This is a genomic window from Gemmatimonadaceae bacterium, assembly GCA_019752115.1.
Taxonomy (GTDB): Bacteria; Gemmatimonadota; Gemmatimonadetes; order Gemmatimonadales; family Gemmatimonadaceae; genus Gemmatimonas.
In genome coordinates this window covers 1-14,405 of sequence record JAIEMN010000006.1, presented here as the reverse complement: position 1 = coordinate 14,405, position 14,405 = coordinate 1, and the positions used below count along the sequence as shown (strand labels likewise).

At 64.4% G+C, this 14,405-nt stretch carries 15 protein-coding genes; 6 read left to right on the top strand and 9 right to left on the bottom strand.

The features are described from left to right. Positions 1 to 18 precede the first annotated feature (18 nt). Positions 19 to 324: a hypothetical protein gene (locus tag K2R93_02945; GenBank protein ID MBY0488778.1), complete on the top strand. Its 306-nt coding sequence runs from the start codon at positions 19 to 21 to the stop codon at positions 322 to 324. A 181-nt stretch (positions 325 to 505) separates the two neighbouring features. On the opposite strand, the gene K2R93_02940 is transcribed toward K2R93_02945, so the two are convergent. The 4 genes from K2R93_02940 to K2R93_02925 all read right to left on the bottom strand — a co-directional run bounded on the left by K2R93_02940 (position 506) and on the right by K2R93_02925 (position 3,320). Beyond that, positions 506 to 1,063, bottom strand: a complete 558-nt coding sequence (locus K2R93_02940) for a hypothetical protein (GenBank protein MBY0488777.1) — start codon at positions 1,061 to 1,063, stop codon at positions 506 to 508. 21 nt (positions 1,064 to 1,084) lie between these two features. Then, a complete protein-coding gene (locus K2R93_02935; GenBank protein ID MBY0488776.1) occupies positions 1,085 to 1,351 on the bottom strand; it encodes a hypothetical protein in 267 nt (88 codons plus the stop codon). 140 nt (positions 1,352 to 1,491) lie between these two features. Next, complete coding sequence (locus tag K2R93_02930; protein ID MBY0488775.1) at positions 1,492 to 2,523, bottom strand: endonuclease NucS; 1,032 nt, start codon at positions 2,521 to 2,523, stop codon at positions 1,492 to 1,494. Positions 2,524 to 2,663: 140 nt separating this feature from the next. After that, on the bottom strand, positions 2,664 to 3,320 hold the full coding sequence (locus K2R93_02925) for a hypothetical protein (protein ID MBY0488774.1): 657 nt from the start codon (positions 3,318 to 3,320) through the stop codon (positions 2,664 to 2,666). A 273-nt stretch (positions 3,321 to 3,593) separates the two neighbouring features. On the opposite strand from K2R93_02925, the gene K2R93_02920 reads away from it, so the two are divergent. After that, entirely contained in the window at positions 3,594 to 6,242 is a 2,649-nt protein-coding gene (locus tag K2R93_02920; GenBank protein MBY0488773.1) for a serine/threonine-protein kinase, read from the top strand. Between the two features lie 95 nt (positions 6,243 to 6,337). Here K2R93_02920 and K2R93_02915 read toward each other — a convergent pair whose 3' ends face one another. Beyond that, on the bottom strand, positions 6,338 to 6,715 hold the full coding sequence (locus K2R93_02915; protein ID MBY0488772.1) for a DNA-binding transcriptional regulator: 378 nt from the start codon (positions 6,713 to 6,715) through the stop codon (positions 6,338 to 6,340). Then, the gene (locus tag K2R93_02910) at positions 6,708 to 6,845 is read right to left on the bottom strand and encodes a type II toxin-antitoxin system RelE/ParE family toxin (GenBank protein MBY0488771.1); all 138 of its coding nucleotides are present in this window, start codon (positions 6,843 to 6,845) and stop codon (positions 6,708 to 6,710) included. Before K2R93_02910 ends, K2R93_02915 begins: the two co-directional genes overlap by 8 nt. 421 nt (positions 6,846 to 7,266) lie before the next feature. Between K2R93_02910 and K2R93_02905 the strand changes: the two genes are divergently transcribed. Next, complete coding sequence (locus K2R93_02905; GenBank protein MBY0488770.1) at positions 7,267 to 7,749, top strand: mobile mystery protein A; 483 nt, start codon at positions 7,267 to 7,269, stop codon at positions 7,747 to 7,749. Further along, positions 7,742 to 8,389: a mobile mystery protein B gene (locus K2R93_02900; GenBank protein MBY0488769.1), complete on the top strand. Its 648-nt coding sequence runs from the start codon at positions 7,742 to 7,744 to the stop codon at positions 8,387 to 8,389. The genes K2R93_02905 and K2R93_02900 overlap by 8 nt, the downstream gene beginning before the upstream one ends. Before the next feature lie 8 nt (positions 8,390 to 8,397). Here the strand turns inward: K2R93_02900 and K2R93_02895 are convergent, their stop codons facing one another. Next, the gene (locus K2R93_02895) at positions 8,398 to 8,730 is read right to left on the bottom strand and encodes a DUF952 domain-containing protein (GenBank protein MBY0488768.1); all 333 of its coding nucleotides are present in this window, start codon (positions 8,728 to 8,730) and stop codon (positions 8,398 to 8,400) included. Positions 8,731 to 8,848: 118 nt separating this feature from the next. Here K2R93_02895 and K2R93_02890 point away from each other — a divergent pair, with 118 nt between their 5' ends. After that, complete coding sequence (locus K2R93_02890; GenBank protein ID MBY0488767.1) at positions 8,849 to 9,913, top strand: Fic family protein; 1,065 nt, start codon at positions 8,849 to 8,851, stop codon at positions 9,911 to 9,913. 12 nt (positions 9,914 to 9,925) lie between these two features. Here K2R93_02890 and K2R93_02885 read toward each other — a convergent pair whose 3' ends face one another. Next, entirely contained in the window at positions 9,926 to 12,058 is a 2,133-nt protein-coding gene (locus K2R93_02885) for a prolyl oligopeptidase family serine peptidase (protein MBY0488766.1), read from the bottom strand. 202 nt (positions 12,059 to 12,260) lie between these two features. Then, positions 12,261 to 13,346, bottom strand: a complete 1,086-nt coding sequence (locus tag K2R93_02880; GenBank protein ID MBY0488765.1) for a metallophosphoesterase — start codon at positions 13,344 to 13,346, stop codon at positions 12,261 to 12,263. A 177-nt stretch (positions 13,347 to 13,523) separates the two neighbouring features. Between K2R93_02880 and K2R93_02875 the strand changes: the two genes are divergently transcribed. After that, positions 13,524 to 14,240 (top strand): SDR family oxidoreductase, encoded by a 717-nt coding sequence (locus K2R93_02875; protein MBY0488764.1) that lies wholly within the window; start codon positions 13,524 to 13,526, stop codon positions 14,238 to 14,240. The last annotated feature ends 165 nt before the right edge of the window (positions 14,241 to 14,405 follow it).

Below are 14,405 nucleotides of genomic sequence, written 5' to 3'. Positions count from 1 at the left end.
ATCATTGGCCAGAAGCACATGACAAACCAGATAATTCTCAAAATCGGCGCCGAAGGTGGGTCACTCAAGCTGTACGGCCATCTCCAGCACGGTCAGTGGCGCTTCTCTGGAACCATCATCGATGACACCGGTGACCTCGTGGGTCTTCCTTCCCATCGATCGGACAGTTCCATCGTCGAGACGATCGAGGAAGCGTTGGCGCTGCTTGACCGTTATCCGTGGCAGGCGCTGTATCCTCTCGAGATCCATCCCGAGTTCTGCGAGGCGATCATCGCGCGCGCAGCTGCGTGCGGCGGAGCGAGGGTCAGAGCGCCCCTTCGATGAACGTCTCTGGCGTTCGGCATGCCATTCGGGGCAAGGTCGATAGCAGTCGCTACCGCGGTGCCCTCGCCCGCAATCGCGACCTCGCTGGCGTCAAATACCTGATGGGAGTGCTTTTCGATCAGAATGCAGACTCGGAGCGCCCAGCACGCCCCACCGCTAGAAGTAAACTTCGGCTATGACCTCACTCGTCCAGAGGAAAAAGCTCTCCTTCTTCAGTCATGCCGATCGGGAACCGACACCGATCAAGCCACGCTTCACTGGTCACTTCGGGAATTGGTCTCTGCGAGACTCTCCCCGCCATACGATCGGCGGCATCCGCTAGGATTCCCTCGTCTATGTCAAGCTGGACCTCCGCCAGCAGACGCCAGCGCTCGTCGTCGGGAAGATGCAAAAGGAAGATGTGTATACGACCCTCGAGCTCACACTGCCCGAGCACCTTGAAGCGAGAATCTCGATTCGCCACATGCAACTGCCAGTCGGGGGCGTCAGCCTCCCGTTGATCACCGAGCAACATGTCGAAATCGACCATGTGATTGGAAAGGATCACGAATCGATGGGACGTGACCATCCCGCCAAGACGGACAGTGGCATCTGTGAACGCTCGCTCACGGATCACTAACCCCGACGTGTATCGTTCTCCAAGCTGCGGCGGCAGATTGACGTCGCGCGCAAGTAGCATAAGGCCCGAATAAGTCGCGTTGATCGCGTCTTCGAAGTGCTGTGCAATCTCTCGCTCCATCAGCTCTCCTGTGCAAATGAGCTAGTCAATGCCGGGAATCGGATGCCGCAGCTCCATCCGCACCTGTTCCCGATAGTGATCCAGCATGAATAGCATCGGGCTGTCAGATGGGAATTCTGCGCGAATCTCAGCCTCGTGTTTCGTTACGTATGGCAAGGTCATGTCCGACAGCGCCTCCGGACCAAGCTGTGAAATGACGGCGTCAGCGAACCGCGAAGTGGCGCCTTCCCGCTGTTCTGTGAACTTTGCCAGTGAATCGGCGACACTGTTGGGAAACAATGAATCCATACAGTTGTCCTCTGACATTGTGAGTATCTGACATGTCTGGTTGCCTCATGCTAGCGCACGCATCTGACAGTGCTCAACACGGCCGATTACTAGTGGGGACCCTCCCGTTCACGTGCCCTCCGTCGCGAAGACGATCACCGTCAACTACCTGGCTTCGGCGGGGTGGGCCCGTCATGCGATGCAGACTGTTCGAGCAGTCCGACGATGGTCGCTACATCGGCGTTGCTTTTCACTCGAACCAGACTCCAGCCTCCAGAGGAGCGACGCACAAAGACATCGGGGTCGATCTCAATCTCCGGCCGGATCGCGACACGGACTTCGGTCCGGGTTGCCTGTAGCCAAGTCACCCACTCGCGATCAGCAACTCGACGATAACTGAGAAGCGTGCGAAACGCGCGCTCCTGAACATCGGGTCGCCCTAACAGCCACGCTCGAATCGGCTCTAATAGCTGGCGTGGGGAGCTGTCGATGGACTCCAGATACTCATCGGCCGTAATCTCCTCACGCGTTCGAGCTCGAGGAGTCTCAGCCTCCTTCGACTCTCGCCGAATCTGATAGGCTCGAGTCTCAGGCAGAGGAATCAGGACGGATGACTCCAGGAGCAGCCCAGCATCCGTGCAATACGGACGCAAGCGCACACAACTCACATCGACACCGAATCCTCGCAGCCAGAGAACGGTCGAGGTAATCTCTGGCGGGAAGTCCTCTGCCCCCAAGATGATCCGCGGCCTGTCTGAAATCTCGCTGAATCCGGGATCGTCGACGAAGGTGCGAATTCTCTCTAGCGCCTGTTCAGTCGTGAGTGGAATCTGAGTCCGCCGCTGATGGAATGCAGCGAGCAACTCGGCTACGTCGCGGAGAGAGAGCGTTGAGCAGTAAGCGGCGTAGCGAAGCCCCTGCAGTTCGGCTGCACTACCGGTCGCTGAGCGCTTCAGCTCGACAACCGTAAGTACACCGTCCTTGTCGAGACAAAGAACATCCAGTCGTTCGGAAGTTCGGTCGAATCCTGAGTACTCGCTCGTGATGACCAGCAGCTCTTCACCAAGCAGTGCTGGCTTCGCCAGCACCCATTCTTGGAGATCATAGCGCTCCTTGAGTCCCAGAACTGTGAGGCTCGACGGAGGAACCTCCTTGGCGTCCTTACCTACAACGTCAATGGCGAACAGGGACATACGTCGAAGTGTGTGTTGAGGGCGCTTGCGATTCTGTCACCGTGCAATCCGCTTTCATCTACTGTACGTTGATGCCACGGCGAAACGTTCTTTGGCGATCGTAGGACCACCGATTAAGGGGGACTACTGAACTGCGCACGCTACCACCGTTCGTCTTCGGGATCATCTGTTCCGTAGTCGTAATAGCGGCTACGCTTGCCGTGCTCTGGATGTCCGTTCTCCTCAAGGTATAGCAGGCGACATTCGGTAGAGCAGAATCGCTTCCGTCCCCGAGGAACCGGTTCAGCGCACCGTTGGCACTCGCGTCCCGCTGTTGCTGAAGGCTGCAGTGGAGGCAACGCGTCGATCAGATCGTCGATGGCGACGAGGTCCGCTCCGCGGGGGAGACGATTCCGTTCCTCACGGAGAATCCTTTGCCGTGCCAGCCGTAGCAATTTCAGTGATGCGTCGTGTACGGAGTGCGCAATCTCCGCTTGCTTAGCCTTGATTTCGTACTTCTCTGCTGACTCACGCTCGAACGCGAGTGCGTGCTCGAGTAGCTCCTCTGTCAATCGCATGTAGGCAACCAGCGATGGCGCTCTACGACCATAGCTGGGAAGACCCACCACCTCCTTATAGGCACGCACCCGCTCCCTGGCATGATCCAGCTGGAGCTTTGCGGCAATTAGCTCCGACTCGGTGGTGGCAATAGTTCGAACATGTGATTGCTCGGCATCGCGGAGTTGCGTCTCGATCGTTGTGAGACGCTCAAGAAAGCGATGGCTGAGTTCCTGGTCAGAAAGGCGATCGGTATCCATTGAATCATCTCCAGAGCCCTAGCTCAAGCAGCTATTCCCCACCAATGATTTTGGGATCTATGCACAAGAACGTTGCTCGCACTCGAAATCGCCTGTGATGTCGACTTTCGGATGACTGAGAATGTGGCAGCGGGGAATGCTTATCGCGAGAATGACGGCAACTCGTACTGACACTCGCATCGCTGGGCGAACGGTCGATCTCGGATTGCATTGTCGCCATTATCACGATCGTGAGCTAGTTTGGGACCGACTTCATCCCCTCGGCCTCAGGCGATGACCCCCGATCCCCAGCAAGCCCGCCTCTCCGCCGCCCTCGCCGACCACTACCGCCTCGAGCGCCCCCTCGGCGCCGGCGGCATGGCCACCGTGTATCTCGCCCACGACGAGAAGCACGATCGCAAGGTCGCCCTCAAGGTCCTGAAGCCCGAACTCGCCGCCGTCCTCGGCGCCGAGCGCTTCGTGGTGGAGATCCGCACCACCGCGAGCCTCCAGCATCCGCACATCCTGCCGCTCTTCGACAGCGGCACGGCGGATGGCTTTCTCTACTACGTCATGCCCTACATCGAGGGCGAGACGATTCGCGATCGGCTCAATCGCGAAACGCAGTTCGGCGTCGACGACGCCATCCGCCTCGCGCGCGAAGTCGCCGAGGCGCTCGACTACGCCCATCGGCGCGGCATCATCCATCGCGACATCAAGCCCGAGAACATCCTGCTCCACGACGGCCGCGCGATGGTCATGGATTTCGGCATCGCCCTCGCCGTGAGCGCCGCCGCCGGCGGCCGCATGACCGAAACCGGCCTCTCGCTCGGCACGCCGCACTACATGAGCCCCGAGCAGGCCACCGCGGAGAAGGAGCTCACGCCGCGCAGCGATGTGTACAGCATCGCCAGCGTGCTCTATGAAATGCTCGCCGGCCAACCCCCGCACGTGGGCGGCGCCGCGCAGCAGGTCATCATGCGCATCATCACCGAGGCCGCCCGCCCGGTGAGCGACTTCCGCAAGAACGTCCCCGCGAATGTCGTCGCCGCGCTGGCCAAGGCGCTCGACAAGCTCCCCGCCGATCGCTTCACCTCCGCCAAGGAATTCGCCGACGCCCTCGGCAACGCCAACTTCACCGCCGCGGGCATCGCCGCGCCCGCCCCGCGCACCGCTACGAAGCGCGCCTGGTACGCGCAACCGCTTCCCTACGCCGCCGCGCTCGCGCTGTCACTCGGCGCCCTCGCCTGGCAATCGCAGCGCAGCAGCACGCCCGCCGCGGCCGAGGGCGGCACGCCGGTGCGCTTTGTCGTGAAGCCACCCGCGGATGGACTCGGCGCCGGCCGCAACTTCGCGCTCGCCATCTCTCCCGATGGGCGCCGCATTGCCTTCATGGCCCGCAGCGGCAGCGTGCGGCGCCTGCATGTGCAGGAGCTGAGCAGCCTCACCGCCCGGTCCATCCCCGGCACCGAAAAGGCCGCGTACTTCGCCTTCTCCCCCGATGGCAAGGAGCTGCTCGTGCAACCCGCCACCGGTGGCGCGCAGCGCGTGCAGGTGGAGTCGGGTACCATCACCGATGTCGTACTCCCCGCAGGGATCGACAAGGTGCTCCCGAATGGCGTGAACTGGTTGGGCGAGACGGCGGTGCTGAGCTACGGTCGGATTGGCGTCGCGCTGCTGCGCCCCGGAGCGTCCGTCACGCGCATTCCGCTCCGCCAGAATGGCAAGCCGTACGCGCCGGCGGGGAACGCGGTGCTCTCCACCGACGGCAACTGGGTGGTGATGGTAGGCCGCACCATCGGCGTCGTACCCGCCAAGGGGGGCGAGGTGCGCGACCTGCCCTTCGCCGCCGAGCGCATTGTGGCAGCCTTTCCCGATCTGCTGCTCTATCAGGACGTCACGTTCCGTGTGATGGCCGTCCCCATCGATTGGGCCACCCTCAAGGCGGGCACCGCGCAGGCGCTCGAAGCGGGGCTCGATGGCGGCTCCGACGCGGTACTCTCGCAGTCGGGCACGCTGGTGGTGTTCAAGGGCTCCGGCCGCTCATCGCTGCAGCTGGTGGACGAGCGCGGCAACGGCACACCGATTGGCAGCGCCGCCGATCAGAGCCTCATGTTTCCGCGCCTCTCCCCCGACGGCAAACGCATCGCCGTCGCCGCCGCGTCGCGCGCCGGTGGGTCGTCCGATATGAGCATCAGCATCATCGATGTCACCTCCGGCACCACCACGCGCCTCACCAGCGACATGTACGCCGATCGCCCCGAGTGGACCCCGGACGGCAAGCGCGTGCTCTTCCGCCGGCAGTACGGCGAACGCCGTGAGGAGATCTGGTGGCAGCCGTACGATCGGAGTGGCCCCGCCGAGCCGCTGCAGACGTATACCGGCAGCGACACGCGATTCATGGCCGAGGGGCTCGTGTCGCCCGATGGGAAGTATCTGCTGTATCGCATCCTCGCCGGCCTCACCGGGCGCGACATCTGGTATCGCGCCCTCACCGGCGACACCACGTCCAAGACCTTCGAAGCCACCCCCGCCGACGAAGTGATGCCGCGCTTCTCCCCCGACGGGAAATGGGTGGCGTACACGTCCAATGAATCGGGCGCCGATCAGGTCTTCGTGCGCCCCTTCCCCGGCCCCGGCGGGCGCACGCAGGTGTCGGTGAACACCGGCACCGAACCCGTGTGGGCGCCCGATGGCAAGCGTCTCTTCTACTTCAACGGCAGCGACCTCATGGCCGCCAACGTGAGCACCACCGGCGATTTCACCGTCACCGCGCGCGAGCGGCTCTTCACCACCGATGTGAGTCCGGGTGGCATTCACGCCAACTACGACGTGGCGAAGGACGGCCACCACTTCATCATGATCCGCAACCCCGAAGGCAGCGGCGACGTGACCGTGGTGCTCAACTGGCTGGCGGACGCGCGGAAGCGGATGGTGCCGTAGCTCCAACCGCAGTTCCCGGGATACCCGGGATACCCGGGATGCCCGGGCATCCCGGAACGGCGGCTGATCAGAGGTTCCGATTGTTACCGGCGGCGTTACTCGAGCCCGGCCAACCCCTTCTTGTCCGCGATCTGCAGTAAGCGAAGCCCCATCCCGCCCGGTCGCTTTGCACCCGACTCCCACTGCATCACCGTGCTCGGCGTCGTGTTGAGATAGGCGGCGAACACCGGCTGGCTCACGCCGAGCTTATGTCGGAGTCGCTTGATAGCGGCCGGCGACATCGGCGGCGGCGCGAGACAGGAGGCGTCGAACTCACGCATGGTCTGCGGCGAGACAAGCCCCGCATCGTACAGGTCCGAGGCGGCACTATGGATCGCCTCGAACGCGTCGCTCTTGTACACGCGTCGTGCGGGCTTCGAACCCTTCTTCGCGTCGCCCTCGGCGCGTGCCGTCTTCACGGACGTCTTAGCCACACATCACCTCGATCATCGCCCCGCCGCCGAGGTCGTCACCCTGTCCGTTGTCGAGCGCCTTCGCCGCCCGACACAGCTCCGCGCGCGAAACCCCGTCCTTTCGTGCGGCACGCGCGAACCATTTGGTCATGAAGACCCGGGGCGACTCAAGCGACTGAACGGAGGGTCTCGGCACAATTAAGTCTAATACTTAGTGTTACCCCTGTCCAGCGAAAACCCAACAAGAGCACGTCGTGGTAGCGCAGTTCCCGGGATGCCCGGGATGCCTCGGATGCTTGGTGACGTCAGTTCAGCGGTCCATCCGCCACGACCAAGTCCCTCGCTACGGCGCGATCGCTAACTGACCTCACCAGGCATCCCAGGCATCCTAGGCATCCCGGAACCGCGGGGGGGCGCCCGAGTGGCCTATAAGTGGCCTAAATGGCCTAACTGGCCCTATTGGGCCGAAATCTTTCATTTTTCAATCATACATTGAAAGAATGTAATCTTTGTATAACTGTAAGTTGACAGAATGAGTATATTCATATCATTATTATTGTAAGGAGGTACTCATGCCTACACGCGCCGACGCTGCCTGGCTTCTGCTTCGGCAGCTCGATGCCACCGTCGAGCCCTTTGCCGCCCGCCCCGTGAACCGTCCCGCCAAGGGGTGGATCTCGGCGGTTCGCCACGCCATCGGCATGAGCAGCCTGCAGCTCGCCGAGCGACTGGGTATCAGCCGGTCGGCCGTGCACGCCCTGGAAACACGCGAGCAGGAACACACGACCACGTTGGAGGCGCTGCAGCGCGCGGCCGACGCGATGGAGTGCGATCTCGTCTACGCGCTCGTGCCGCGGGCCGGCTCCTTCACGCGCACCGTGGAGGCGCGCGCCAGCGGCATGGCGCGTCGCCTCATGTCTCGAGCGGGGCACACCATGGCGCTCGAAGCGCAGAGCGTCGAGGGCACGGAAGCCGCCGAGCAGGAGAAGGTGATGACACGTCGCCTGCTCGCCGAACTGCCGCGCGATCTGTGGGATCGGTCGTGGGATGGCTGACTCGCCGCCACCCGCCGAACCGGTCGGCAACACCATCGGCCGCTTTGTCATCGGTGCGCATGCTCCGGGCGCGACGCCGATCGATCCTGATGAAGCGGCCGATCTGATCCCTCCGACGGTCCATACCTTGGCCGAGCTCAATGCCTTTGAGCAGGTCAACATCACGGCCGCCGTCGAGTGGCTGCTTCGCGGCACGCGACGCGCGAGCCCAGCCACCGTGCTCAGCGAGCGCTATCTGCTCGACCTGCACCGTCGCATGTTCGATCAGACGTGGCGCTGGGCCGGTGAACTCCGGCGCACCGACAAGAACATCGGGGTGCACTGGCCGCAGATCCGCATTGCGCTGCGCGAGCGCCTCGAGGACACGCGGCACTGGATCAGTGCCAAAGCGCATGCACCCGAGGAGATCGCGGTGCGTTTTCACCATGCGATCGTCGTCATTCATCCGTTTCCGAATGGCAACGGACGCTGGAGTCGCCTGGCGGCCGACGCGCTCCTGCACGCGCAGCGGCGGCCACTGCTGACGTGGGGGCAATCCAGTCTCACCGCCGCCGGGACCGCGCGAACCGCATACCTCGCGGCGCTTCGCGCTGCCGATCAGGGTGACTTCACGCCGCTGCTGGCGTTTGCCCGTTCCTAGCGGCTTCCTCAGAATGACGCGACGTCGCGCACGTCGACGATCGCCGCCAGATCGATCGGCCCGTAACAGTGCGGGTACAGCGCGTGTGGATCGTCCTGCTTCGGCGTCGCACTCGGCAGCGGCGCCGGCGCTTCGTACACCAGGTGCGAGGTGAGCCGCGCCGGATCGATCACCAGCACGATCACCTCCCGCACCCCCGCGAAATACGCCCGCGCCGTCGGCCCCACCTGATGGGCCTGCGAGCAGTGAATGAAGCCTTCGGTGTCGAGGCTCGGCGCGCGGTACGCGCCCGCGGCCTGCGCCGCGTCGAGCGCCGGACGGGTGGTGAGGTGGTAGACCATTGGTTTGGGACGAGTCGTGTCGATCACGTAGACATGCCAGCAGAACGTGTATATTTTTTACGGAAATCTATGCATGTTGGCCATATTGTGCATAGAAAACACGCAATTGGTATACAAAATGAACTCCGAAGAGCTCGCCCCGTTCGACCCCGCCTTCGTCGAGACCCCTGCGGTTTTTCGAAAGCTCACCGAGGCCTCCCGCGCCTTGGCGGAGTTCAAGGGTCTGGTCGCCACGATCCCCAATGAGCGCGTGCTGCTGACCGCGCTGGCCCTGCAGGAAGCCAAAGACTCGTCGGCCATCGAGAACATCGTCACCAGCCACGACGAGCTCTTCCGATCGGCGGCCGAATCGGACGCCACCGCCAGCCCCGCCACCAAGGAGGTCCTGCGCTACCGCCAAGCGCTCAATATCGGCGTCGAGCTGGTCCGCGAACACGGGCTCATCACGAACAACTACATCCAGCGCGTGCAGGCCGAGCTGGAGCCGAGCAAGACCGGCTTTCGGAAGGTCCCGGGCACCACGCTGCGCGATCAGGGCGGGCGCCTCATCTACACGCCCCCGCAAGACGCGCGGCGCATCGTGGAGCTCATGAACGCACTCGAAGCCGATCTCAACGCCCCGCCAGCCGACGGCCTCGATCCACTCGTGCGCATGGCCGTGCTCCATCACCGCTTCGAGAGCATCCATCCGTTCCACGATGGCAACGGGCGCACGGGGCGTATCCTCAACGTGCTCTACCTGCTCAAGGAGGGGCTGCTCGATCTCCCCGTGCTCTACATGAGCCGCTACATCGTGCAGACCAAGCGCGACTACTATCGCCTCCGGCAGGCCGTACGCGATGAGCGCGCGTGGGAAGCGTGGGTGCTCTACATGCTCACGGCGGTCGCCGAGAGTGCACGCGATGGGTTGGCAACCGTGAACGCGATCCGCGAGGCGCTGCAGCTCACCAAGCAGGAGCTGCGACGCTTCCCGTTCTACTCCCAGGACCTCTTGAACAATCTGTTCGCCCACCCGTACACGAAGATTCAATTCGTCGTCGACGAGCTCGGCGTCACGCGCCTTACCGCAACGCGTTACCTCGATGCACTCGCGAACGCCGGCATCCTGCAGAAGGTGAAGGCGGGTCGTTCGAGCTACTACGTCAACGTTCGGCTGCTGGAGATTCTGCTGCGGAACGCGTGATTGGCGTCATCGTCACGGCACGAACGCCTTTTTCGCGTCCATCAGCTGCCGCGCGAAGTACGTGAACTCGAGCGCCGTCGTCCGCGCCTGCTGATCGATGTTCGCCCCCGTGCCGTGCCCGCCTTCGAGTACTTCGTAGAAGTAGTACGGCAGCCCCATCGCGCTCATCTTCGCCGCGAACTTGCGCGCGTGCTGCGGGCCCACGCGGTCGTCCTTGGTGGTCGTCCAGATGAACGGCGTGGGGTACCGTACACCAGCCTTGAGATTGTGATACGGCGAGATCTTCGCCAGGAACGCGCGCTCCTCCGGCACCGACACACTGCCGTACTCCCCAATCCAGCTCGCCCCCGCCTGGATCTGCTCGAAGCGCAGCATATCGAGCAGCGGCACGCCGATATCCACGGCGGTGAACAGCTCCGGATGCTGCGTCATCTCCACGCCCATGAGCAAGCCGCCGTTCGAGCCACCGCGAATGCCCAGTCGGCGCGGTGAGGTGACTTTGCGGGCAATGAGATCTTCAGCCACCGCGCGGAAATCGTCGTAGATGATCTGCCGCTTGGTCTTCATCCCCGCTTCGTGCCACGTCGGCCCGAACTCGCCGCCGCCGCGGATGTTCGCCACCACCCACACGCCGCCCTGACTCACCCACAGCTTGCCGGCGTTCTGGTTGTACGAGGGAGTGCTGGAGATCTCGAACCCGCCGTACGCATTGATGATCGTGGCGGTGCTGCCATCGAGCGGCATGCCCTTGGGCGACACCATGAAGTACGGAATCTTCACGCCGTCGCTGCTCGTGGCCTCCCGCTGCTCCACCACCATCTGCGACGCATCGAATCGCGGCGCGAGCGACTTGAGTGCGGTCGCGGTCCCGCGGACCGCATCGGCATACCAGATGCTGCTCGGCGTGAGAAACCCCGTCACCCCGAGCATCGCGGCGCCGCGGCCGTCCACGCTCTCGATGCTCGTACTCACGTTGTCGGGCAGCGGCAGCCGCTTGCTCGTCCACGCGCCGTTCGCACCGCGCGTGAACGCCAGCACGCGCCCACGCACGTTCTGGTAGACGTTGAGCAGCACCGTGTTGCCGCTCGTGACGACCGTATCCACGAACTCGCGCGACGTGGGCGCATACACTACGCGCGGCTGCAGCTGATCGGGCGTGCGCGCCGCCGTCGCGATGGAGAATTCGGCAATTGCGCCCGAAGGAATCGTGGTGCTGCCGCTCGTCCACGCTTCCGACAGCTTCACGAGCGCGCGCCCGCCCTGTACGGCGTGGAGGTACGACCGGCGCGGCATGGTGAGCGGGATGGCCTTCCCGCCCTGCACCAGCGCGTACTGATACTCGAAGGTGCTCATGGCGTACGCCACGAACGACACGCTCTTCCCCGTCGCATCGCTGAACGTCACCGGCAACGCGCCAAAACCCGGGTCGCTCGCCTTGCCGCGAAACAGCTCCTGCGCGTCGGCCAGCGACTGTCCGCGCGTCACCCGCCGCACGATGTACGGATACCCCGACGCGCCCAGCTCACTCGCATTGCGCGCACTCGCAAAGAGCATCGCATCACGGCCATCCCACGCGACCCACTGCTTCCCCTTCGGCAGCGCGAAGCCGTCCTTCACGAACGACCGCGACGGCACATCGAACTCGCGCACCGTCACCGCATCTTCGCCACCATCCGACAGCTGAATGAGGCAGCGATCACCGCGCACCCCTTCACAGTCCACGCTGTGCCACACCCAGTTGGCACCTTCCGCCTTCACCACCGCATCCAGGTCCAGCACGGTCGTCCACTGCGGCGCCTTGGTGCGGAAGGAGGCGAGCGTGGTACGCCGCCAGATGCCGCGCGGGTGCTGATCATCACGCCAGAAGTTGTAAAGCATCCCGCCGATGAACTGCACATCGGTCAACCGATCTGTCGCCGCCGCCATCGCCCGCGCCGCCCCAAAAATCCCCGCAAAGCGCGGGTCTTTCTCGAGCACCGCCGTGGTCTTCGCATTCTCCGCATTCACCCACGCCATCGCGCGGGTCCCGGTCATCTCTTCGAGAAAGAGATTCGGATCCGTGGTATCCGTGGCCGGGCGCACCTGCGCCCCACTGAGCGACGGGAAGACACACAACACCACCGCAAAGAGCAGTCGGCGAAACACGGCATTCTCCATGTATGTGACCGCCCAATCTATCCCCAGAAATCGCTGTTCCGGGATGCCCGGGATATCTCGGATGCCTGGTGACCTGCTGTTGAAGAACTTGCCGTTGCGACCGACTCGGCCGCAGCCGCGAGATGGTGAACTGCAGGGCACCGGGCATCCGAGGTATCCCGGGCATCCCGGAACGGCGGTGGGGGGTTGTTTATGCGGCGCCGACCATCGCGGCGGTAAGGCCGCGGCGCAGGGTGACCACCGTGACCTCCGGCAGTGCACCGATGCGCAGCGGCAGCCCCCAGTACCCCGTGCCCGGGTTGATGTAGAGCAGCGAATCACCCGCCTGATGGCTCCCCATCGCGTGCTTGAGGAACGGGCTCGCGAGGCTCCACCCGATCCTGGGGATGGAGAACTGCCCGTAGTGCGTGTGCCCGCTCAGCGTGAGCTGCACGCCGCGCTTGGCGAGCGCCGGCCAGAGCGCCGGGTTGTGCGCGAGCGCCACCGTGAACGCATCATCGGGCACCGCAGACAGTGTGCGCGAAATGTCCGGCGCCACGTCACGCCCCGCGCCGGCCGGAAAACCCATCGCGGCCGGATCGCCCGTACCCGCGAGCCACAGCCGCGCGGCGCCGCGCGTGAGCACCTGCGCTTCGTTCACCAGCACGCGCACGCCCATCGCTTCGAGCCCCGCGCGCACACCACGCCAGCCGGCGTACACATCATGATTGCCGGCGATGGCATACACACCAAGCGGCGCATTGAGCTCGCGGAACGCCTCGGCGAAGTAGCGCACATCGGGCGCGTGATCGTCCACCTGATCGCCGGTGATCGCCACGAGATCGGCACGCGCGGCCGCCACCGCGTCGCGCACGCGCGCCAGAAAGCCGCGCGGCGTATGTGGCCCCACGTGCAGATCGCTGATCTGCGCGATGCGCACACCATCGAACTCGTGCGGCAGGTCGGGGTGCACCGACTCCAGCTCCTTCACCACCACCGCGCGCGACCCCGCGTACCCCACCAGCGCAATGAGCGCGAGCAGCGTGAACACCAGCGCGAGCGCCCAGCGCCCCGCCGTGCCCGCCACACCGAACGGCCAGCCGATGAGCGCGCCAGCGGCCCCCGCCACGCCCAGCAGCGGCAACGCCAGCTGCAGGTACCAGAACGGGCGCATGATCCACACCCGCTCGAACGCGCCCGGATAGTGCCGCTTGTTGAACGCCGCAATCACGCGCAGCAGCGGCGCGCTGGCCACGAGCGCGAGCGCGACCGCCGTCCCCCACCCGCCCGGCACCACCGGCGCCACCAGCGCCACGATGATGCTCCACCAGATGCTCATCCACAGGCCGAAGCCCAGGGCAATACGTCCTGCGTTCATCTCGATCTCGATGTATGTATGACAGCGAGGTGCTGTTTCCTCCTAATACTCGCCGAACGCCCCTGCGTTTCGTCCCGACTCATCCCTGAGCGCACCATGCCCGATTTCGCCAATCGCCTCGTTGTCATCACCGGAGTAGGCCGCCAGGGCCAGGTCGGCGAGGCCCTCGCCTTGGGCTTCGCGCAGCGGGGCGCGTCGCTCGCGCTCCTCGACCGCGATCAGGCGCAGGTCGAAGCCCGCGCCGCCGAGCTCACGCAGCAGGGGTTCACCGCCACCGCGCACGTCGCCAATCTCGCCGACGCCGCCGACGCCGAGCGGGCCGCGCGCGAGGTGCTGGCCGCGCATGGCACCACCGCCGTGCACGCCGTGGTGTGTACCGCCGGCGGCTTCGGCATGACCGGCCCGGTGAGCGATGCGAATCAGGCCGACTGGGCGCGGCAGTTCATGATCAACCTCGACACCGCCTTCGCCACCACGCGCGCGTTCCTCCCCGCGCTGCGCGAAGGCCAGGGCGCGCTCGTCTACTTCGGCTCGGTGGCCGCGCTCCCGCAGGGCAACCCCAAGGGCATGGCCGCCTACGCCGCCGCCAAGAGTGGTGTGCTCTCCCTCATGCGCACCGTCGCCGTAGACGAAAAGTCCAACGGCGTCCGCGCCAACGCCGTCGCGCCCACGGCCATCCGCACCGCGACGAACATCGCCGACATGGGCGACAAGACCGAGTACGTCGAGCGCGAGAGCGTGGCTGATGTCGTCGCGTTCCTTGCCAGCCCCGAGGCCCGCAATGTCTCCGGGCAGGTGATCACGCTGGCGTGATGCTGGTTCGGAGGAACTGATCACATCCAAGACAACCAAGCGATCCAAGACATCCAAGAACGGCGTTCTCGAATGACTCGGATCGCTTGGATGCCTTCTATGAGAAAGGCCAACTAGTCAAGGCCACCGTGGTGGCCTCGCGGCTGGGTCCTGCGCGAGAATCGG